The sequence below is a fragment of the Hymenobacter sp. B1770 genome (assembly GCF_049896385.1).
Taxonomy (GTDB): domain Bacteria; phylum Bacteroidota; class Bacteroidia; order Cytophagales; family Hymenobacteraceae; genus Hymenobacter.
This window is the reverse complement of the sequence record NZ_JAFCUF010000003.1, coordinates 373,536-393,000: the sequence shown is the minus strand read 5'-3', so window position 1 is coordinate 393,000 and position 19,465 is coordinate 373,536. Positions and strand designations below refer to the sequence as shown.

19 protein-coding genes and 1 pseudogene are annotated in these 19,465 nt (G+C 60.8%); 11 read left to right on the top strand and 9 right to left on the bottom strand.

Going from position 1 to position 19,465, the window contains the following annotated elements; translation table 11 throughout:
* Positions 1-9: 9 nt before the first annotated feature.
* Positions 10-948 carry an alpha-E domain-containing protein gene (locus tag ACP7AJ_RS08495; protein ID WP_426059759.1) on the bottom strand — a complete coding sequence of 313 codons (939 nt, stop codon included), beginning with the start codon at positions 946-948 and terminating at the stop codon, positions 10-12.
* An 82-nt stretch (positions 949-1,030) separates the two neighbouring features.
* Complete coding sequence (locus tag ACP7AJ_RS08490; RefSeq protein ID WP_426059758.1) at positions 1,031-2,488, bottom strand: circularly permuted type 2 ATP-grasp protein; 1,458 nt, start codon at positions 2,486-2,488, stop codon at positions 1,031-1,033.
* Positions 2,489-2,973: 485 nt separating this feature from the next.
* Here ACP7AJ_RS08490 and ACP7AJ_RS08485 point away from each other — a divergent pair, with 485 nt between their 5' ends.
* The 3 genes and pseudogenes from ACP7AJ_RS08485 to ACP7AJ_RS08475 all read left to right on the top strand — a co-directional run bounded on the left by ACP7AJ_RS08485 (position 2,974) and on the right by ACP7AJ_RS08475 (position 6,500).
* Complete coding sequence (locus tag ACP7AJ_RS08485) at positions 2,974-4,056, top strand: zinc-binding metallopeptidase family protein (RefSeq protein WP_426059757.1); 1,083 nt, start codon at positions 2,974-2,976, stop codon at positions 4,054-4,056.
* Between the two features lie 354 nt (positions 4,057-4,410).
* Positions 4,411-4,905: pseudogene (locus ACP7AJ_RS08480) on the top strand (transposase); the annotation flags it as partial.
* 134 nt (positions 4,906-5,039) lie between these two features.
* Positions 5,040-6,500 (top strand): pectate lyase, encoded by a 1,461-nt coding sequence (locus ACP7AJ_RS08475; protein WP_426059756.1) that lies wholly within the window; start codon positions 5,040-5,042, stop codon positions 6,498-6,500.
* Positions 6,501-6,683: 183 nt separating this feature from the next.
* Here ACP7AJ_RS08475 and ACP7AJ_RS08470 read toward each other — a convergent pair whose 3' ends face one another.
* Both ACP7AJ_RS08470 and ACP7AJ_RS08465 read right to left on the bottom strand, forming a co-directional pair.
* The gene (locus tag ACP7AJ_RS08470; RefSeq protein ID WP_426059755.1) at positions 6,684-7,814 is read right to left on the bottom strand and encodes a sensor histidine kinase; all 1,131 of its coding nucleotides are present in this window, start codon (positions 7,812-7,814) and stop codon (positions 6,684-6,686) included.
* A gap of 30 nt (positions 7,815-7,844) precedes the next feature.
* A complete protein-coding gene (locus tag ACP7AJ_RS08465; protein ID WP_426059754.1) occupies positions 7,845-8,303 on the bottom strand; it encodes a hypothetical protein in 459 nt (152 codons plus the stop codon).
* Between the two features lie 135 nt (positions 8,304-8,438).
* Between ACP7AJ_RS08465 and ACP7AJ_RS08460 the strand changes: the two genes are divergently transcribed.
* A protein-coding gene (locus ACP7AJ_RS08460; protein ID WP_426059907.1) for an IS5 family transposase occupies positions 8,439-9,190 on the top strand; the annotation gives its coding sequence in 2 pieces (ribosomal slippage) (positions 8,439-8,771 and positions 8,774-9,190; 750 coding nt in all).
* Positions 9,191-9,221: 31 nt separating this feature from the next.
* Here ACP7AJ_RS08460 and ACP7AJ_RS08455 read toward each other — a convergent pair.
* Positions 9,222-9,935, bottom strand: a complete 714-nt coding sequence (locus tag ACP7AJ_RS08455) for a hypothetical protein (RefSeq protein WP_426059753.1) — start codon at positions 9,933-9,935, stop codon at positions 9,222-9,224.
* On the bottom strand, positions 9,932-11,209 hold the full coding sequence (locus tag ACP7AJ_RS08450; RefSeq protein ID WP_426059752.1) for an LVIVD repeat-containing protein: 1,278 nt from the start codon (positions 11,207-11,209) through the stop codon (positions 9,932-9,934). The genes ACP7AJ_RS08455 and ACP7AJ_RS08450 overlap by 4 nt, the downstream gene beginning before the upstream one ends.
* Before the next feature lie 310 nt (positions 11,210-11,519).
* On the opposite strand from ACP7AJ_RS08450, the gene ACP7AJ_RS08445 reads away from it, so the two are divergent.
* The 5 genes from ACP7AJ_RS08445 to ACP7AJ_RS08425 all read left to right on the top strand — a co-directional run bounded on the left by ACP7AJ_RS08445 (position 11,520) and on the right by ACP7AJ_RS08425 (position 14,797).
* On the top strand, positions 11,520-11,993 hold the full coding sequence (locus ACP7AJ_RS08445; protein ID WP_426059751.1) for a hypothetical protein: 474 nt from the start codon (positions 11,520-11,522) through the stop codon (positions 11,991-11,993).
* Positions 11,994-12,092: 99 nt separating this feature from the next.
* Positions 12,093-12,449 (top strand): immunity 8 family protein, encoded by a 357-nt coding sequence (locus ACP7AJ_RS08440; RefSeq protein ID WP_426059750.1) that lies wholly within the window; start codon positions 12,093-12,095, stop codon positions 12,447-12,449.
* Positions 12,450-12,517: 68 nt separating this feature from the next.
* Complete coding sequence (locus ACP7AJ_RS08435; RefSeq protein ID WP_426059749.1) at positions 12,518-13,093, top strand: hypothetical protein; 576 nt, start codon at positions 12,518-12,520, stop codon at positions 13,091-13,093.
* 790 nt (positions 13,094-13,883) lie between these two features.
* Positions 13,884-14,204, top strand: coding sequence for a DUF6678 family protein (locus tag ACP7AJ_RS08430; protein WP_426059748.1), 321 nt, complete (start codon positions 13,884-13,886; stop codon positions 14,202-14,204).
* Between the two features lie 77 nt (positions 14,205-14,281).
* Complete coding sequence (locus ACP7AJ_RS08425) at positions 14,282-14,797, top strand: hypothetical protein (RefSeq protein ID WP_426059747.1); 516 nt, start codon at positions 14,282-14,284, stop codon at positions 14,795-14,797.
* An 85-nt stretch (positions 14,798-14,882) separates the two neighbouring features.
* Here ACP7AJ_RS08425 and ACP7AJ_RS08420 read toward each other — a convergent pair whose 3' ends face one another.
* Together ACP7AJ_RS08420 and ACP7AJ_RS08415 are read right to left on the bottom strand one after the other, a co-directional pair.
* Positions 14,883-15,758 carry a universal stress protein gene (locus ACP7AJ_RS08420; protein ID WP_426059746.1) on the bottom strand — a complete coding sequence of 292 codons (876 nt, stop codon included), beginning with the start codon at positions 15,756-15,758 and terminating at the stop codon, positions 14,883-14,885.
* Entirely contained in the window at positions 15,755-17,419 is a 1,665-nt protein-coding gene (locus ACP7AJ_RS08415; protein ID WP_426059745.1) for a BCCT family transporter, read from the bottom strand. The genes ACP7AJ_RS08420 and ACP7AJ_RS08415 overlap by 4 nt, the downstream gene beginning before the upstream one ends.
* Positions 17,420-18,073: 654 nt before the next feature.
* Here ACP7AJ_RS08415 and ACP7AJ_RS08410 point away from each other — a divergent pair.
* A complete protein-coding gene (locus tag ACP7AJ_RS08410) occupies positions 18,074-18,199 on the top strand; it encodes a hypothetical protein (protein WP_426059744.1) in 126 nt (41 codons plus the stop codon).
* 24 nt (positions 18,200-18,223) lie between these two features.
* Positions 18,224-19,120 carry an IS3 family transposase gene (locus ACP7AJ_RS08405; protein ID WP_426059743.1) on the top strand — a complete coding sequence of 299 codons (897 nt, stop codon included), beginning with the start codon at positions 18,224-18,226 and terminating at the stop codon, positions 19,118-19,120.
* On the opposite strand, the gene ACP7AJ_RS08400 is transcribed toward ACP7AJ_RS08405, so the two are convergent.
* Complete coding sequence (locus tag ACP7AJ_RS08400; RefSeq protein ID WP_426059742.1) at positions 19,121-19,456, bottom strand: hypothetical protein; 336 nt, start codon at positions 19,454-19,456, stop codon at positions 19,121-19,123.
* Between the last annotated feature and the right edge of the window lie 9 nt (positions 19,457-19,465).

Genomic DNA, 19,465 nt, shown 5'->3' with positions numbered 1-19,465 from the left:
ACGCTCGTTTTAACTTTTCCCCAAATAGTTTTTGCCCAAGGCCACCGCAATGTTGAGCAGCTCCTTGCGGGTGTGCAGCAGAAAGTCGTTGAGCTGCTGCGGGTCGCGGGCCGATGCGTCCGTGTATTTCACTTGGTTGGCTAGGCGCCCAATGAGGAACTCCAGCTTCTCGTGGCTTTCCGGCAGGCTGTCCGATTTCAGCCGCTCGAAGTACCAGCTCAGCCGGCTCAGGCACGAATGCAGCGAGTGCGTGAAATAGGCGTTGTGCAGTACGAACTGCAGCACGCTTTCGGGGTTGAAGTTGCCGCGGTAGGTTTTCAGGTACAGCTCTTGGCCGGACATGGAGTGCACCAAGTAGCGCAGCTGCGGAATTTCCCTTTCAGGCAGCGCCTGGGCAGCCACGTTCAGCCACTGCACGCGCAGCGTGTCGGTGGTTTGCAGGGCGCGCTCCAGCAGCTTGCCCAGGTTCAGGTAGCCGTAGCTTTCGTCGCGCGGCATGGTGTTCTGCACCGCCCCAATGAACACCAGGCCGTGGCGCATCAGGGCGTCGATGCCCGACAGGGGGTCGCCGAAGCGAATCTGCTCCGGTATTTCGCCCTCCCGGGTGGCGTGGTAAAAGCTGTTCAGGGACTGCCACACCTCCTGCGTGATGTGGTCCTGCACGGCGCGGGCATTCTCGCGGGCCTGCAGCACGCTGTTGAAAGCCGAAGTGGGGTTGTCTTTACCCAGAATAATGCGGTCGAGCACCCGGGGCGTGTCCCGCTCCATTGCGGCCACTTCTTCAAGCGTGAGGCTACCGCCGTAGCTATAGAGCAAGGAGCGCCAGCTGAATTCGCTGGGGCTGTCCTGCGACGCTTGGTAGTGGGTCCGAATGACCTGCAGCATGGCCTGGGTTCGGTCCATGTACCGAGCCAGCCAGTAAATGGTGTCTGCAACGCGACTTAGCATATTGTCGATTTAGGAGAAAGGCAGGAGGATTCAGAGATGAGCGGACCGAAAGCCCGTATTCAAAATACCTCCTATTTCGTTCTTAGTGTGTATCAGGCCCTAGCACCCAGGTGTCTTTGCTGCCGCCGCCTTGCGAGGAGTTTACCACCAGGGAGCCTTCCTGCAGGGCCACACGGGTTAGGCCACCGGGCACAATGTCGATGCCCCGAGGTCCGTACAGTGCATACGGCCGCAGGTCTACGCGGCGGGGCTGTAGCACGCCGTTAAGGTAACAGGGCGTGGAGGACAGGCTGATGATGGGCTGGGCAATGAAGCTGCGCGGGTCCTGGGTGATGGCCTCGCGGAACTCCTGCATCTGCTGCTCGGTGGCGCTGCTGCCTATCAGCATGCCGTATCCGCCCGACTCGTTGGTTTTCTTAATCACCATCTTATCCATGCGCTCAAACACCATTTTGCGCAGGTCCGGGTCACTCATCTGGTAGGTGGGCACCGTTTTCAAAATGGGTTCCTCGTTTAGATAGTAGCGTATCATCTCGGGTACATAGCAATACACCGCCTTGTCGTCGGCCACGCCGTTGCCCATGGCATTCACGATGGCCACGTTGCCCTTGCGGTAGGCCGCGTACATGCCAGGCACGCCCAGGGCGCTGTCGGGCCGGAACACCAGCGGGTCCAGAAACTCATCGTCGACGCGGCGGTAAATCACGTCCACCTGCTTCAGTCCCTTGGTGGTTTTCATGAACACGTAGTGGTTATTCACCACTAAGTCGCTGCCCTGCACCAGCTCGATGCCCATCAGCCGGGCCAGGGTGGCGTGCTCATAATAGGCGGAATTGTAGATGCCCGGCGTGAGCAGCACCACTGTGGGGGAACCAATGTGGCGCTCGGCCAAGTCCATCAGATTGCGAAACAGCAGCTCGGGGTAGTTGCGTACGGGCTGCACGCTGTTTTTGGGCAGCAGGTCGGGGTAGAGGCGCGAGGTAATGCTGCGGTTTTCGAGCATGTAGGACACCCCCGATGGCGTGCGCAGGTTGTCTTCCAGCACGTAGAACTGCCCGTCCGAGTCCCGAATCAGGTCGACGCCCGCAATGTGGGTGTAGATGTCGTGGGGCACGTTCACGTTCATCATCTCCCGCAGAAACTGGGGGCAGGAATACACCAGCGTGGCCGGAATCAGGCCATCCTTGAGGATGAACTGCTCGTGGTAGATGTCCTTGAGGAAGAGGTTCAGCGCCTTTAGCCGCTGCTTGATACCCGCCTCAATGTGCAGCCATTCGGCGTGCTGAATAATGCGCGGGATAATGTCGAAGGGAAAGATTTTCTCAATGCCCTCGCCGCTGCTGTATACCGTGAACGTGACGCCCTGGCTCATGAACAGCTTGCGGGCCAGCTCGTCTTTGCGGGCTAGTTCCGTGTTGGGCAGGTTCTCGATGGCCGAAACAAAGTTTCGGTACTCGGGGCGGATGGAGTTATTGTAAAACATCTCATCCCAGATGTTGGGCTGCTCCTGATAAGCAGTCAACAAAGAATTCTCTTTCATAGGCGAGGCCAGGAGCGGCGCGGGTGGGTGGACAGCAAAGGCTGGGAACAGGGTAGTTATCTACGCCACTATTCTGACAAAGTTGTACTTTAATGATGTTTGTCGAAACCGCTCTGGTTTTTAAGTATCTACCTCCAATGAGGTTCTGGTTGGCTCAGTATGCACAATTATATTTTAAGTATTTGCCGCAAATACCTGCTTAAAGTACTTAAAAATGAATTTGAGTTGATTTTATTCATGCGGGGTTGATGAAGCTTACAGAAAGACATTATTTGTTCAGCATCATAGTATTCCCACCGAAAAACGATTTCTCAGAACATCGCAATGTGAAAATTCTTATTTTCTCAACGGAGGGCTATGCGGCGCTCTCCTCTTGAAGAAACGTGTGGCGGGCAAACCAATGCTGGAGCCCTCCGTTTGAAATAGCTTACGCCTTTGGGCCTGATGCCCAGCGCACGCAGCCGTTTATCCCCTACGATTGTTGTATGAAACTCTTTAATTGCACCCACTGCGACCAAGTAGTTTACTTTGAAAACGACTCCTGCGAGCGGTGCAACCACGCCTTGGGGTTTGATGCCACGCAGCAGCAAATGATGGCACTGAAGCCGCACGGGAAACAGTGGGTTGCCGTGCACGACCAAGCCGATGGCACTACCTATAAGTACTGCGCCAACCACGCGCAGCAAGCGTGCAACTGGCTGCTGCCTGCCGATGCCAACGAGTCGCTCTGCCAGGCTTGCGCCCTCAACCGCACCATTCCCAAGCTCAGCGAGCCGGAGCACATTGCCCGCTGGCAAAACTTGGAAAAGGCCAAGCACCGCCTAGTGTTTAGCCTGCAGCAGCTCGGGCTGCCCATTGTCAGCAAAACGGAAAACGAGGAGACCGGCTTAGCCTTCGACTTCTTAGCTGACGAGCAAAAGCCCGAGGGGGAAAAGGTGCTGACTGGTCATGACAACGGCCTTATCACCATCAACATCAAGGAAGCCGATGACGTGGAGCGGGAGATGGCGCGCCGGAACATGCACGAAGTGTACCGCACCCTGCTTGGTCATTTCCGGCACGAGGTAGGCCACTACTACTGGGACCGGCTCATCGACAACACGCCTCACCTCGAGGAGTGCCGGCGCCTGTTTGGCGACGAGCGCGCCGACTACGCGGAGGCCCTGAAGAAGCACTACGACCAAGGCGTACCCCCCGATTGGAACCAGCATTTCATCAGTGCCTACGCCACCACGCACCCCTGGGAAGACTGGGCCGAAACGTGGGCCCACTACCTGCACATCATCGACACCCTGCAAACGGCCTCAGCTTTTGGTATCCACGTGAATCCCCGGGTCAGCGAGGAGGCCGATAACCTGTCCACAACCGTATCCAAGGACCCCTACCAAGTCGACGATTTCTGCGATAACATGGAGCAGTGGCTGCCCCTTTCGCTGGCCCTGAACAGCCTCAACCGGAGCATGGGCCTGTCCGACGTGTACCCTTTCGTCATCCCGCCCGCCGTGGTGGAGAAGCTGGCGTTCATTCACAGGGTCTGCCATCAGGCTGGTCAGCCCCGCTCGTCGTGAAGTATTAACCGGTGCACCTGCTGAAGCATTGCCACTCTACTCCAGCGTAGAATGTGGGCATGCGCCAGGAAGGGAAAGCAACCGCTGTATCCATCCGGACATGTGCGGCGCGGAATGCACGTCAACTCGTTACCCTGGGGAGATTCAGGATAACTAATGGCCGTAGCTGTTGAAGAACCTCAGTTCTTAAAAGGAGCATGCAAGGCAAGCAGCAGTACCCCAATAAGGAGGTGGCCCGCTTTCGGCTCTCCGAGCGGGTCCCGCATCTTAACCTCTACCGCCGGCTGGCTGAGTGGGAGGACTTACGCGGAAACGCGGGCGCTCTACAGCCACACGGGCTAGCCCTCGCTCGACCCGGTCGTGTTTTTCAAGCTCGTGCTGGTGGGCCGGCTGGAAAAACTGGTCAGTGACCACCGCTTAGTTAAGCACTGCGCCTTGCGGCTCGACATCCTCTACTTTCTAGGCTCCGAAGTGGACGAGCAACTGCCCGGGCACTCGAGCGTGAGCCGCACCCGCCAGCTCTATCCGGCCGCGGTCTTCGAGCGCCTGTTCGGCCAGGTCTTTGCTCAGTACGTGGCACGGGACCTCGTGGACAGCAATACGCAGGCGGTGAACTCGGCCCTGGTCAAGGCCAATGCTGCGCTGGAAACGGTATGCGAAAAACAGGCAGCAAGAACGACCGGCCCGCACGTGGCGGGGCGAACGGACGGCGTTGCGACGGCGCCCGGGGCGTCCGTGCTGACGGTACCGGCGCACGTGCGCCACGGGCAGACTCGCCCGCACCGATACTGCTACGCCATCGTTGCCGGCATCGATTGCGCAAATAAAAGCGACTGTTATCTGGTATAACGGTATATTTTTCAGCCAATTTGCACTTTCTTATAATACACCGGGCACAGTGGGTCGACACTTTTGTGTTCACCCCCGAGTGCATTCGTCGCCTTTGTTTTCCACTTATTTCACCGTTCGATTATTTCTGGCCTATGCTAATTACCCGTCTCATCGCTCCCTGTCTAATGGCGGGCCTGACCCTGGCCGCCTGCGGCCGCAAGCAGTCCGAATCGCCCAACACAACCACGCCCAGCACTCGTGCGAACCCCACCGTGGAGACCGCAGTGGCCTTTCCGGGAGCCGAGGGAGCGGGCAAAACCACCACCGGGGGCCGGGGCGGCCGGGTTATCAAGGTTACGAACCTGGACGACTCGGGCCCGGGCAGTCTGCGAGCGGCCATCACGGCTACCGGCAAGCGCATCGTGGTTTTTGAGGTATCGGGCAACATTGTGCTGCAAAGCCGCTTGCAGCTGCGCAACGGCGATATCACCATTGCCGGGCAAACAGCTCCCGGCGACGGCATCTGCCTGCAGAACTACGAGTTGAGCGTGGACGCCAACAACGTCATTATCCGCTACATGCGCTTCCGCATGGGCGACCTCACCCGCAACGAGCAGGACGCGCTGTGGGGCCGCTACCGCCAGAATGTCGTCATCGACCACTGCTCCATGAGCTGGTCGATAGACGAGTGCAGCTCGTTTTATGCCAATAAAGACTTCACGATGCAGTACTGCATCCTGTCCGAGAGCCTCAACAAGTCTTTCCACGGCAAAGACGACCACGGCTACGGAGCCATCTGGGGTGGTTCCAATGTCACGTTTCATCACAACCTGCTGGCCCACCACAACAGCCGCAATCCGCGCTTCGATGGCGGCAACCGGCCGGGCACAGGCGTCAGCCCATTTGGCATCGACGTGGTTGACTACCGCAACAATGTCATTTATAACTGGGGTGCGAACAGCGCATACGGCGGCGAAAACGGCCAGTACAACATGGTGAACAACTACTACAAGGCTGGCCCAGGCACTTCCACCAGCAACCGCCGGCGCATCATGCAGGTATCGCAGGAAACCAACACGGCAGTGTACGGCCCCGGCTTCGGTACCTTCTACGTGGCCGGCAACTACGTGCACGGCTTCCCGGTTATCACGGCCGACAACTGGAACGGCGGTATTGACCTGCCCAGCGGCGTCACGGCGGCCAACGTAAAGGCCCTCACGGCCTTTACCCACGTGCCCATCACCCAGCACACGGCTGAAGCCGCGTACGACTACGTGCTGAACTACGCCGGCGCGAGCCTGCGACGCGATGCCGTAGACACCCGCGTGGTAGGCGAAGTGCGCAGCGGCACCGTTACCTTCCGCGGCTCTAAAACCCTCAAGCAGGGCATTATCGATTCGCAAACCGACGTGGGCAGCTGGCCCGTGCTGGCCCAGACCGCGCCGCCCACTGACACCGACAACGACGGTATGCCCGACGAATGGGAAGTTGCCAACGGCCTGGACCCCCGGGTCGCCAACGGCCCCAACCACGACCTGAGCACGGGCTACGACAACCTGGAAGTGTACATCAACAGCCGGGTGCAGGCCATTACGGAGGCGCAGCTAAAGTAACCCCGGTCCGGGTTGCCGCTGCGAGTGGCTATGTAAGAAAAGCGGGGCCGGGGAGGCCCCGCTTTTACGTTGAGCCGGGCTCCGACGGAGGGGCCAACCCCACCAGCGTACCACTGAGGTGGTCTGGTCGTCATCGACGAGCATGACCCGCAGGCAGTGAGTCATAAAAAGCCAGGAAACGGCTTAGGCCCCGGCAAGGGGAATGGTCACGGTGAAGGTGGTCCCCTCGTCGGGCTGGCTCTGCACCGCGATGGTGCCGCCGCCATTCTCGACCAAACGCTTGAAAATGTAGAGGCCCACGCCGGTGCCTTCGACGTGGGTGTGCAGCCGCTGAAACAAGCCGAATAGCTGCCGCTGCTGCACCTCGCTCATGCGCAGCCCGTTGTCCTGCACGGTGAGCACCACGCCCTGCGGGGTCCCCGCCGCGCGCACCCGCACCTGCGAGGGGCAGGCCGAGTCGCGGTACTTAAGGGCGTTGCTGAGCAGGTTGTAGACCACCGAGCGCAGGTTGGCCGGCGAGAAGGACACGACCAGCGCGGGCGCGACCTCCAAGGTAAGAGAGGTCGCGGCCTCTTCCAGTTGAGGCCCCAAGTCCTGGCGCACGTCCTCCACGACCTGGGCCAGGGGCACGGACTCGGCTGGCCCGGCGTGGGCCAGCTGGAGCTTGGCCACGTCGGTGAGCTGGGCGATGGTGAGCTGGAAGCGGGTGACCGTGCCCTGGAGCAGGTCCAGCAGCTGGGCCACCAGCTCGTCCTGCTGCACGGCGGCTGGTAGCTGCGCGCGCAACGCCAGCAGGATGCCTTCGATGTTGGCGATGGGCGCTTTCAGGTCGTGGGAGGCCGTGTACACAAACGTGTCCAAATCCACGTTGGTGCGTGTGAGTTGCTGATTGGCTGCGGTGATTTCCCAGGTGCGCGCCTGCACGCGCAATTCCAGTTCCTGGTTGAGCTGTTCCAGCTGCCGGCGGCCGTGGACCTGCTCCGTCACGTTGTAGGAAAAGTCCAGCACCCCGTTTACCTGCCCTTGCGCGTCGCGCAGGGGCAGGTAAAAGGCGTTGAAGTACACCTGCTCCAAGCGGCCGGTGCGCGTCAGGTCCACCTGAAAGGACAATTCCCGGCCCACAAACGGCTCGCCGGTCCGGTACACCTGGTCGAGGACGTTGAGAATGCCTTGGCTGACCAGTTCGGGCCAGGCCTCGCGGATGGGCTGGCCCAACAGGTCCCGGCCGGGCGCCAACCGCTGATAGCCGGGGTTGACGAGCGTAAAGACTTGGTCGGGGCCTTCGTGCACGGCGACGTGGGCGGGCAGTTGCATGAGCAGGTCGTAGAACCGCTGGCGCTGGGTTTAGGCGTCGGCGCGGGCGGCCTGCTCGGCGGCTTGGCTGTCGCGCAGGGCCTGTTCCACGGCGCTGCGGTCGTGGTCGCTGGTGTCGGTGAAGCTGACCAACAGGTGCGCTCCGCTGCGCCGGGCGCTGAATTTAAAGAAATTGTCGAGGCCGTCCGCCTGGTAATTCGTTTCGTAGGTCAGCGGCTCGCCCGTCTCGAACACGCGCCGGCAGTACTGAAAAATTCCTTCGGCCAAGGCGTGGGGAAAGCGGCCCAGTAACGTGCCGCCCGGCTGCTCCACCAGGCCCGTCATGCGCTGCCCGGCGGGGTTGAGGTACTCAATGGCGAAGTCCACGATGGCCGGACCGTCCGGCTCATAAACGGGCCGCACCAAGTGGATGCCGGTCAGGGACACCTCGGGCAAAGCCAACCAGTCTTCCGGCGTAAATAAATCGGCGAGGGGAAACGGAGCACTCATACCAAGAACACGGGAAAGCGGTACCAAATGTAAGGGCGCTACTTCACCCGGTACTTGGCGGGGAACGGTGCAGCTCACCGCTTACGCAGGTTGACCTAGGTTGTACGGACAATTATCTTTGCGTTTGTGAGCAATCTGGACGAAATCAGTGACCGCGCGTGGACCGCTTTGGCTCCCCATTTGTCGGGCAAAGCCGGCGATGTTGGCCGAACAGGCGTCGATAACCGGCTCTTTCTCAACGCTGTGCTCTGGGTAGCGCGCCACGGGTGCGCCTGGCGCGCGCTGCCGGCCCGCTTTGGCAAGCACGACACGCTGCGCAAACGCAGCCGGCGTTGGGCCCAAAAAGGCATTTGGCAACGCTTGTTCGAGGCCGTGCAGGAACCCGATTTGGACTGGGGGATGCTCGATTCGACCGTGGTGCGGGCCCACGCGCAGGCCGCGGGCAGCCGAAAAAAAGCCGCGTCGGCGACGAAGCCCTCGGGCGCAGCCGCGGCGGGCTGACGACCAAAATCCACGCCGTAGTCGACGCGCTGGGCAACCCGTTGCGCGTCGTGCTCGGCCCCGGCCAGCAAGCCGATTGTCGGCGCGTGGCGGACCTGCTACCGGTCGCCAAGGGTGCAGGCCACGTGCTGGCCGACAAAGCCTACGACACGGACGCGGTGCTCGCCAGCGTGGCCGCCGTCGGTGCCCAAGCCGTGATTCCCAGCAAGAAAAACCGCCTCGTCCAGCGCGTGATTGACCGCAACCTCTACCGCGACCGCAACAAAGTCGAACGCTTTTTCAGTCGCCTCAAGCAGTTTCGCCGGCTGGCCACGCGCTACGATAAAACGGCTAGTAGCTTCCTGGGAATGGTGCATTTTGTGTCAGCCCTGCTGTGGCTTCGTTAATTGTCCGTACAACCTAGTCGGACCGCTCTCCTTACAATGCCACGCCCAGCTTAAAGCCGGCCGGGAAATAAAAACCCTGGTGCCCGTAGTCCGAGGGGCCGGTCGTGTACTGGCTCACGACCTCCGCGCCGTTCTTCCGGCTGTGGCCGGTGCGCCAGCCGGCCCCGGCGTAGACCTCGAGCGAGAAGCGCTGCGGGGTGAGGGGAAGCTGGTAGCCCACTTGCGCGGTGGCGCCGTAGCGGGTAATCGCTTCGGTGTGGCGCGCGGTGGTGTACTCGAAATAGGCCAGGCCGAAGGGGTCGCGCAGTTCCTGCCAGCCCAGGCCCTCGTGCGACACCTTGAAGTGCTGGAAGGTGAGCCCGTAGCTGGCGTACAGGCCGGCGGCGTACGCGGCGGCCGCCGGCCGCCGGTAGCGGCGGTGCTGCACGTGCAGGCCCGCGCCGCGGACCTGCGCATCGGCCAGGGCCGGCGGCCGCGCCTGGGAGGAAGAAGTCATGCCGGTGGTGCGCCCCACCGGCCCCGCATACAGCTGCGGCGTGAGGGTAACCGCCTGCCGCGCCTGCGGGGTGGCCCGGTATTCGGCCTCCAGCCACAGCCCGCTCATCACCAGGTACTGCGGCAGCACCTTCACCACCAGCGCCCGGCGGACGGGGGCCTCCTGCCCGTGGGCGCGCCCGGCGAGGAGCAGCCCCGCCGCGGCCAGCCGCCACGCGCGACGCCCCGCGAAAGAACCGACGGGCTTCATGGCCGCGGCGTGACGGGCAGCAGGCTCAGCCGTTGGAGCGTGGTGCCGGTATACGCGTATTGGTAGAGGCCGGCGGCGCCAATGGCTAGCAGCGTGCCATCGTTCGGAATCACATCAAACACCTCCACGGAGAACACCTGCGTCAGCGTCAGCGCGGGCGCCTGCGCGGTGTTGAACACCTTCAGGCCGTCCTGGTCGCACACAAACAGCGTGTGGCCGTCGACGCCCAGGCCGCGGGGGCCGGTCATGGGGTAGGTCCTGGCCAGGCGCGGCGCGCTCAGGGTGCTCAGGTCAATGACCTGGAGTTGGTTGACGCCGCCGCCGCAGCTTTGGCCCGCGCGCAGCGTCACGTAGGCGTACCGGTCGTCGACCACCACCGGGTCGCAGCTCACGACGTGCTGGTAGTAGGCGACCTGCCGCGGCGCCGCGGCCTGGGCCACGTCGAAGATGTACATGCCCCGCTGGGTGCCCAGGAACAAGTAATGGTCTTTCGGGAAAATCGTTTCGACGACAAACATCAAGTTCAGCTTGGGACCCGCAGTGGGCGTGGTTGGATTGGCCAGACTGAACAAGCGCAGGCTGTTAGTGTCGACCGTGTAGAGGTGGTCGCCGAGTACGGCAAACCGCGCCAGCGAGCCCCCCCGGCCCGCCGCACCCGTGCCCGGGCTCCCCGACGACGTGTTGGCGAAGGCCATGGGCTGGTTTCCCCCCCTCCAGCCCCAGCCGCGGCCATGGCTACCGGCGGGATAGGCGACTTTCATCTTCTGCCAGCCGACGACCACGGTATTCGCCGGGCGGTTCTCCGGGGTGGCCGAGGGGGCCAACGGTCCCCATTCCGGCATGGGCAGCTCCCGGAAAGCGTCGCGCACGCGGCTGGTTACTACCGCGGCCGCGGGGTCGCTCACGTCGAGGGTGACCAGGTCGGGACCGTTGTCGGCGTAGAGCAGGCGGCCTTTCAGGGCCAGGTCGAGGTTGCCCGGAATGCGCAAGAAACTCACCGGCCGGGGATGGGCCGGGTCGCGGTTGTCGATGACGTGGATGCCTTCGTAGGGCTCGTTGATGAACAGGTAATGGCCTTGCAGGTATATCTTGCCGGCGGCGTGCAGGGCCCGGGGCGGCAGGGCCTGCACCGACGCCTCGAGCACGGCGCGGGACACCAGCCGCGGGGTGAAGGCGTCGTAGTACGCGTTATCGGGCTGCGGCTCGTCGGTGCGGGCGCAGGAAAACAACGTCAGCAGCAGGCAGCTGAGCAAGAAGGGAAATAGTTTTTGCATCGGGGAACGACGGTTGAAGGTGAAGACAAGCGAGGGCCGCCCGCCCCCGCTTCCTGAGGCCCTGACCGGTGGGGGTGGCCCGTGGTTGCACCGCCGTGGCAAGAAAGAAGATGGCGCTAAGCCGTTCGGGACAGCCATGCCCTCCAGGTGAGCGCGGCGGGCAGGTGTTGGCGGGCGCGTTTGTTGCTAAAGAGGCTAATGCTCATCAATTCTACCGTTTAGCTGAACAGTCTGGTCTGGGATGTCGGGCCCTTACCGCGTTGGTCCTTGCCCGTTGCGCGCTACCTTTCGACGCCCCTGCCTGCCTCCCATGCTCCGTCTCCTTTGCGTCCTGCTGCTCTCGGCTTTCGCCGTCCGCGGGCAAGTAGCTTCCCCGCCCACCGCTGCGGGCGCCGAAGCGCCTCCCCTGGCCGCGCGCTACCCGGCGGCCGACACCGTCGCGGCGGTGCACCGCCTGTTCAAGGACCACCGCGGCACGGGCCAGCGGTTGTTGGGCGGGGGCGTCACGGTCCTGGCGGTCGGCGCGGGGGGGGTGTTCATGGCCGCCGACGCGGGCGTGACGTACCCCCAAAACTTGCTGGTGCTGGGCGGGGCCGCCGTCACCCTGGCCCTGGCCGTTCGGATGGCCGGCGAGGGCCTCTACCAGGTGCTGTTCTACCCCGCGGCGCGGGAACAACGCGTGGTGGCCGGCTACGAAGCCACCCGCGCCTTGCCCCAGCACGTTACCCGGGCCTTACGGCCAGCCCATTTCCGTGATTCCCCGGCACTAGCGCCCCCGCGGTAATAGGGTTGCTTCTGACAGTGCCAAGTTGATGACCTTTTCGCTCCTTTTACTTTTCGGACCGTTATTTTGAACGCCTAGCCACTCTCCACCGCCTTATCCATGCGTGCTATAATTAAGAGCTACGATTCTGATGAAATGGAAGACTTCCGCACGTATCGGCCCGAAGATCCGGTGGTGTTTGCGTTATCCATCAACTTTGAAATAGGCCCCGTGGGTCACGCTGGAGCTGATAATTTTCAACTGACGGTGGCGACCCCGGAATTCTTGCGCCTCCAGTATCCGGGGGACACGTGCTATTTCCTTCGCCATTACCTCCTGGTGAAAGAGTACGATTTTAGCCGCACCCTGGCATTCATGACGAAATATGTGAATTCGTTGGAAGCGGACACGTGGGAGCAACTTGCGGATAAGATTGGGCGGGTCGCCTTGTGGGAGTTCGAAGACTATCGTCCTTGATTTCCTTCGTTTCGCTTTCCGACCCTTTTCCTAAACTTGCCTAGCTTTCGTGGCGAACGCCTCCCCCAATGAAAACCAAAACGTTGCTGCTGCTGCTGCTGGGGGTGTTGCTGCTCGCGGTTCTCAATTGGAAGTGGCCTTTCCTGCGCTTCACCAATCACTGGACCAACGACGTGTTCGCGGTGCTCGTCGCCGCCCTTCCCGTGCTGCTCCTGGTGGGCCTCATCGGGCGCATCACGAAGGCGTTCAACCGCTGGGTTGCCTGGCCGCTCACCGGGGTGCTGGTGGTCGTGGCCGTGCCGTTTATGGCCATTCTGGTGTTCAAGTTTACCATCTTGGCATTCGAGTTGATTGCCCATCCGCCGCACGCCAACGACCAAGACGGGGGCTTCGAACAGGTGGCGCAGCTCGACGAACACATGGCCGTGTACCGCACCAACGGGGGCGCCACCACGGCCTATGGCATCGTCGTGCGCCAAGAGCGGCCGCTGGTGCCGGGCGTGCTGCTCGTTCGCAACGTCTTTGCCCAGTACCGCCTCGAGAACGTGGCGTGCCAGCTCACCGGCCCCCGCTTGACCATCCGCCATCCGTCGTCGGGCCAAGTGCTGAAAGAAGTGACGTTGAAGCGATTTTTCTACTTCTAACCCCCCGGCAGGAGGCGTGTCGGTTCCCGACAACGGGCCTTAACCCTCCTTACACTGAACGGCCGCGTTTACCTTCGGACCGTGGCTGTTGCAGAACTCTCAACCATGCGTTCTACTGGTGATGCTACCAACCAGTTATCCCCTAAAAAGCCGGTAGGGTGGTCTATCTAACCGCTAGTTCGCCCGTCTGCCTGGCTCTGGAAGCAACTTCGCGACTTCTGCAACAGCCACGACCGTTTGGCTGAACTTCAGCCTTATTGCGTGCTTCTTGTCAAATGATGCCCGTCACACCGTCTACCCCTCACTTCTGCTATGTCTACCGAATGTCTGCGGGTCGTGCCCACCCGTGCCGAAGGCCTGCCAGCGGTCACCGAAGTTATCTTCTATCACGACCGAATGAAAGTGTGCTCAGCCGGTCAATGGCTCGTGATACCTTTCGCCCCGCTCGCTCTCTGGCCTCGCCCAATGCGGATACGGAAGGTATTGGCTTGGTTTGGGATTCAACCGCCTTGGCGTACCGTAGCCAACCGAAATCGGGTTGATACGGAAACAGAGAGCCTTTTTGAGTTCTATTCTAATCCGCCGTTTAGGCTATGGCTGCCCTACGACGCTGATTATGTTGCTAGTCCCTATTTTCAAGTGCAGCAGTTCTTGCGCCAAGCAGGATTTGACACGTTCGACGTGGGCTAAAACGACTCGTTTACCATGCCACCTTTTAACTGAACTGCCCTCTACCTTTAAGCACCACCGCATGTTGTCTGCAACGAGGGCTCTTCGGAGATGAAGCGTTATGAAAGTTGAAGAAGTGATTGATAAGCTGACCGCCGACTTCCCCATTGCCACGCGGGCCAAGCTAGTGAATCAGGATACGCCTACGGCTTGGGCCCAGTGGTTTATCCTGCCGGTTCCAGGGTACATCGAAGCCTCTTCTTATGGGCCGGTCCCGAAGCGCGAGATTGAATGGATTGAACTCGACCCCGTGGAAGTATGGCACATCGGCCGGCTTGTACTGCCCAAGCACATTGACCATACCCCCGCCATTTTTCAGCAACTGCAATGCCACGGGGTCGCCATGGAAATAATCGAAGGACTTATCAGAATAGCCCTGTGAGTTTAAAACGCTCCTTGAACTGAATGGCCGCGTTTACCTTCGGACCGTTTGGCTGAACAAGTGTACTTTACGGCCCAATGAATACTCCCGAAGCCTTGGCTTTCCTGCAAGCCCATCAACCGATGCCCGATGATGACGGCTTAGAGCAGCAGCCCGAGTTGATGTTGGCCTTCGACGAAGTACGCAAGTACTTTGTCGAGCACCCAGACCCGCGCTGCGTGCCGTTGTTGCTCAACTCCTTTGGCGGATGGGATGGGTTTGGCATGTACCAAATGGTGGAGTTTGTGTTTTTTCAGATGGATGAACAACTGGTGACGCAAGCCCTGTTGCTGAACATGCAAGACGTGGCTCGTCTCAACAGGTACACGCTCTATTGGAACGTGCAATTATGCAGCACCTTTCCCCACACGGACTTTTTCCCGGCCCTGCTCCAGGTGCTAAACCACCCCATGGCTGATATTCGGATGGCGACCGCCTACTCGCTGACACAGTACGAGGCTGCGACCATCAGGCCGATACTGGAACTCCAACTAGCGGTGGAGGATGATTCAGACGTAGCCGAAACCATACGCGAAATCTTGGAGGACCTATAACCCTCCTTCAACTGAACTGCGCGCGTTTACGGCACCAATAACCTTTTAACCAAGGCCTATATCTCATACCTTACAACTGTAAAGCTTATTTTATCACTTCCTCAGAATAGACCAGCCACAGCGGAATGGGCAGGTCCATGTTGTAAATCTCCTTCGGTACGCTTCCAAAACTTAAGGACGGCAGGGCATTGCTCCCTTTCAGGCCGAGCACCAGCAGGTCGTACTTCCCCTTGCCCAGGTGCAGGCGAATGCGCTCCGCTACGCTTTTGTTAGCGGCCCGCACCAGGGTGTAGGGCACTCCGGTTGTTTCCCTGTGCTTTCGCTGCAGGGCAGCAAACCGTTCTTGCACGATTTGTTCTGCCTTGCTTACCGCCATTTCCTCCGAGATAAGCGGAAAGTACTGGGTTGGCAGCCTGTACACGTGCAGTATCTCCAGCTGAAGCCCCAACTGGCCGGCCAGGTTCTGGCTTAGCCGGAGGGCATGCACCGAGGTGTCTGAAAAGTCTATCGGCACCAGTGCCTTTTTAATGCTTGCGGTAGCCGTCTCCGGGTAAACCAATACGCTGCACGGCAGAATACGGAGCAGCTTGGTGCCGAGGGCGCCGGTGCTTTTGGCGCTCATCTTCTTGCCCAGCAGGGTCAGCGCTATCTGGTAGCGCTTTACCAGGTCGGCCAGGATAACCTCCGTGTTCGGCTCCTCGCTAACAAGTACCTCATAGCCTGCAGCGTTGCCGAACTGCTCGGCCACGATGTCGTTTATGCTGCCTTCCACTTCGCCGGCAAGGTCCACGCCGCCAGACCATTCGCGGAAGTCGTCACTCAGCTCGGTCGCCTTGATATTATGCACGAAGTACACTTTGCCCACCGGCAGGCGCTCACAGATGAAGCGGGTGAAGGCCACCAGCTTTTCATCTATATCACTCAGGTCCAGGCAGACCATCATCGCGTTAATGGCAATCATCGTTTCGCTGGGTTAGGAGGTGAGGAAGTGTCTGTGCTTGCTGGCCGCGTCTGCGCATCCTGTTTCTGCGCCCGCTTGGCCAGCATCTCGGCCACCAGCTGCTGATAGGCTTTTCGTTGCTGGGCGCTTCCCAGCTTCGTTTCTTCTTCCAGCTCTTCGCTCAACCCCTTATGCAGGCTGTAGCACATCAACAGCAGGATGATGGCAAAGGGAAGCCCCGTGATGATGACCGCCGTCTGCAGGGCCTGCAGGCCGCCGCCCAGCAGCAGCACCGCCGCAATAGCGCCGCCCGACAGGGCCCAGAACACGCGGGTGCCGACCGAGGGGTTTGGCCGGCCGCCGGACGTGAGGCTTACCACGACCAGCGACCCGGAGTCCGCAGACGTGACGAAGAACCCGGTGATGAGCACAATGCCGATGACCGAGAGGACACCCGAGAAAGGAAGTTGCTCGAAAAAGACAAAGAGGGCCGTCGACACGTCCGCAGCTACGGCCTCGGCCACCGCCGTATTCCCGGCCAGCACCGTGCGCAGGGCGGTGCTGCCAAAGACCGTCATCCACAGGAACGAGAGCAGGGCAGGAACAATGAGCACCCCGAGCACAAACTCCTTGATGGTACGGCCTTTGGATACGCGCGCAATAAAGATGCCCACAAACGGTGCCCACGAAATCCACCAGGCCCAGTAGAACACCGTCCAGGTACCCTGCCAGTTGGTGTTGCTGTATGCCTCGTTCCAGAAGGAGAGCTGCATAAAACTGCCGATGTAGTATCCGGTGTTCTGCACATAGGAGCCGAGGATGAATACGGTAGGACCCAGAACCAAAACCGCCAGCAGTACGAGCAGGGCAATCCGGACATTCCACTCACTGAGGATGCGGACGCCTTTGTCCACGCCCGTTACCACCGACACCGTGGCAATGCCGGTGATGAGGGCTATCAGGATAATCTGGGTGGTGACGTCGTTGACGATGGCCGGGAACACGTGGTGCAGCCCCGCGGCTACCTGCTTTACCCCCAGGCCGAGCGAGGTGGCCAGGCCGAAGAGTGTGGCAATCACCGCCAGAATATCAATTACATCGCCGATGATGCCGTGAATACGCTCTCCCAGGAAAGGGTAAAAGGCCGAGCGTACGGTCAGGGGCAGTTGGCGGTTGTAGGTGAAGAAGGCCAGGGCCAGCCCCACCAGCGCGTAAATGGCCCAGGCATGGAACCCCCAGTGCAGGAACGTAAAGTTCATGGCCTGCCGGGCCGCCGCGGGTGTGCCCGGTTCGCCCAGCGGCGGCTTCAGAAAGTGGTTGATTGGCTCTGCCACACTCCAAAAGAGCAGGCCAATGCCCATGCCGGCGCTAAAAAGCATGGCAAACCAGGAACCGGTGCTGAACTCTGGCCGGGCGTCCTTGCCGCCCAGCCGGATGCTGCCGAACCGGCCGAAGGCCAGAAACAGGCAATACGCTACAAAAATGTTCACGCTCAGAATGAACAGCCACCCCATGTTGGACGTGACCGAAGCCTGTATGTTCGAGAAGAATACCTCGGCGCTTTCCCGGAAGATGAGGACCAGCGCGATACTCAGAACCAGGATGGCAATGGATGGCCAAAACACGGGCCCGTTCACCTCTAAACCGAAGGATTTCTTCGCATCACTGCTTATTTTGCTCATGCTCGGTGTTTTTATTGACTGGAAATAGTAGCCCCTCTTTATGCGGAAGCGCATGTGCCAGTTCGTGTCTTCGGGAGTACCACGGGTGAGCGAATTCGCTTCTCAAGCCCCAGCCAGGGATGATGGTTACCGAAGGCGGCGTCGGGGCCGATACGTATGGGCTCAGCTGTAAACAACGCAGCCAGCACGGTCATATGCGCCTTCCCGAACCCGCTTACCCGCTTGTTGTAATGGCCATAGTTGTCATAAAAGGTGATGCCCGGCAGCAGGCGTATATTGATGGGAAGGTGCTCGGCTAAGCTAGCGGTGTATACGTCGTTACCGGTAGCGACCTTATGATTGGCGCCATGCACCCATCTCAACGAAATTTAAGTCTGTACTGTTAGCATGCGGGGGATTAAAACGGTCGTACACGGACTGCTGAGGTGGTCTAAGCAAGACGGACAGAAGAAGGACGTATATTTCTTCTGTTATGACAGCAAAAAAGAGCGGGGCGTCGCCCGACAAACGGCGTAAATACAACGAGGCGTTCAAGGCCGAGGCCCTGCGCCTGGCCTCGGAAAGCCGCAGCACGCAGGCGGCGGCGCGGCAGCTGGGTCGTACCCGGAGGGCATCAGCCCCAAGCTGCTCTACCGCTGGCAGCAGGCCCAACTCGTGGCCGAAGTGGGCAGTGAAGAAGTAGCGCGTGACCCGGAGGTGCGCGCCTTGCGGGCCCGCCTCAAGCGGGCTGAGCAGGAGCTCGACATTTTAAAAAAAGCCTTGGTCAGTTGCCTGCTGTAGGCGCAGGCTCGGCCAGCCGCCCCGGTGAGCACCTACCAGCACATTGCCCGGCGCGCCGCTCACGTGCCCGTGCGCCAGCTCTGCCAAGTGCTGGGCGTGGCCCCGGCCGCGTATTACGCCTGGCAGCGCCGCCGGCAGCGGCCGGCAACAGAGCCGGCCTGGCAAGTGGCCGTGCGCGAGGCATTCGTCCACCATGCGCAGCGCTACGGCACGCGTCGGCTGCGGGCCGAAGTGCAAGCCCAGGGCCACGCGGTGGGCCGCTGGCGCATCCGCCGCGTGCTCCACGCCCACGGCCTACGGGCCCAGCAGCCGCGCTCGTTTGTGCCGCGCACGACCGATTCCGACCCGGCCGTGCGCGCGGCGCCCAACCGCTTGCTGGGCCAGCCCGCCCCCACCGCCCCGAATCGGGTGTGGGTGGGCGACATCACCTACCTGCCCCGGCAGGGCGGCGGCTGGCTGTACCTGGCCGTGTGGCTCGACCGCTGCTCGCGCAAAGTGGTCGGCTGGGACGTGCGCGAGACGATGCCGGAGGACCTGGTCAGCGAGGCGCTGCGCCGGGCCCTGGCCGTGCGCCGCCCACCGGCCTGCCTCGTCGTGCACTCCGACCAGGGCAGCCAGTACACGGCCACCCGCTTCAAGGACTTACTGGCCCGGCACGGGGCCGTGCAAAGCATGAGCCGGCGGGGCAACTGCTACGACAACGCCCTATCGGGTACGACCCACGCCGAATCGTTTTGGAGCCGCTTCAAAGCCGAACTGCTAGACGGTGGCCGCTTTCCTGGCCTAGCCGAAGCCAAGCTCGAAATCAGCCACCACGTGGCCTACTATAACGCCGAACGGCGGCATTCTGCGCTCGGTTACCTGGCGCCCAATCACTTCGAAACCCATCTGCAAACCACGTCCCAATTCTGTCCGGCTTAGCTAGACTACCTCAGTTTTCTCTGAGAACTGCAACTGCTCAGCGACGTCCTTCACCGTTAGCACAGCCAGGGATGGACGGGAAACTTTCGAGGCTTGTTGAATCGCCGCATTAACGCGGGGGAGAATGTGAGCAACAAGTTGTTCAGCGAGTGCGCTGATTTCATTCGTAGTTAGGGCAACGTTCATAAGCGGGGGGTGTTTTTGTCGCTTATAGGGTCGACTTTGCAAAAAGGTGATTTTTTTCTGCTGTTTTCGCCAAAAAATATTTGGCAGGTCGTGCCAGCCAAGAAAACAGCCGAATTCAACGCCTTTTGGCACCTGTTTGACCGGCTGCATACTCATTGC

Bases quoted from the DNA above. Each gene is read 5' to 3' on its own strand.
- ACP7AJ_RS08440 (WP_426059750.1), top strand. From the start codon at position 12,093: ATGCGTGCTATAATTAAGAGCTACGATTCTGATGAAATGGAAGACTTC.
- ACP7AJ_RS08450 (WP_426059752.1), bottom strand. From the start codon at position 11,209: ATGCAAAAACTATTTCCCTTCTTGCTCAGCTGCCTGCTGCTGACGTTG.
- ACP7AJ_RS08425 (WP_426059747.1), top strand. From the start codon at position 14,282: ATGAATACTCCCGAAGCCTTGGCTTTCCTGCAAGCCCATCAACCGATG.
- ACP7AJ_RS08420 (WP_426059746.1), bottom strand. From the start codon at position 15,758: ATGATTGCCATTAACGCGATGATGGTCTGCCTGGACCTGAGTGATATA.
- ACP7AJ_RS08495 (WP_426059759.1), bottom strand. From the start codon at position 948: ATGCTAAGTCGCGTTGCAGACACCATTTACTGGCTGGCTCGGTACATG.
- ACP7AJ_RS08455 (WP_426059753.1), bottom strand. From the start codon at position 9,935: ATGAAGCCCGTCGGTTCTTTCGCGGGGCGTCGCGCGTGGCGGCTGGCC.
- ACP7AJ_RS08430 (WP_426059748.1), top strand. From the start codon at position 13,884: ATGAAAGTTGAAGAAGTGATTGATAAGCTGACCGCCGACTTCCCCATT.
- ACP7AJ_RS08465 (WP_426059754.1), bottom strand. From the start codon at position 8,303: ATGAGTGCTCCGTTTCCCCTCGCCGATTTATTTACGCCGGAAGACTGG.
- ACP7AJ_RS08490 (WP_426059758.1), bottom strand. From the start codon at position 2,488: ATGAAAGAGAATTCTTTGTTGACTGCTTATCAGGAGCAGCCCAACATC.
- ACP7AJ_RS08400 (WP_426059742.1), bottom strand. From the start codon at position 19,456: ATGCAGCCGGTCAAACAGGTGCCAAAAGGCGTTGAATTCGGCTGTTTT.
- ACP7AJ_RS08470 (WP_426059755.1), bottom strand. From the start codon at position 7,814: ATGCAACTGCCCGCCCACGTCGCCGTGCACGAAGGCCCCGACCAAGTC.
- ACP7AJ_RS08415 (WP_426059745.1), bottom strand. From the start codon at position 17,419: ATGAGCAAAATAAGCAGTGATGCGAAGAAATCCTTCGGTTTAGAGGTG.
- ACP7AJ_RS08475 (WP_426059756.1), top strand. From the start codon at position 5,040: ATGCTAATTACCCGTCTCATCGCTCCCTGTCTAATGGCGGGCCTGACC.
- ACP7AJ_RS08435 (WP_426059749.1), top strand. From the start codon at position 12,518: ATGAAAACCAAAACGTTGCTGCTGCTGCTGCTGGGGGTGTTGCTGCTC.
- ACP7AJ_RS08445 (WP_426059751.1), top strand. From the start codon at position 11,520: ATGCTCCGTCTCCTTTGCGTCCTGCTGCTCTCGGCTTTCGCCGTCCGC.
- ACP7AJ_RS08485 (WP_426059757.1), top strand. From the start codon at position 2,974: ATGAAACTCTTTAATTGCACCCACTGCGACCAAGTAGTTTACTTTGAA.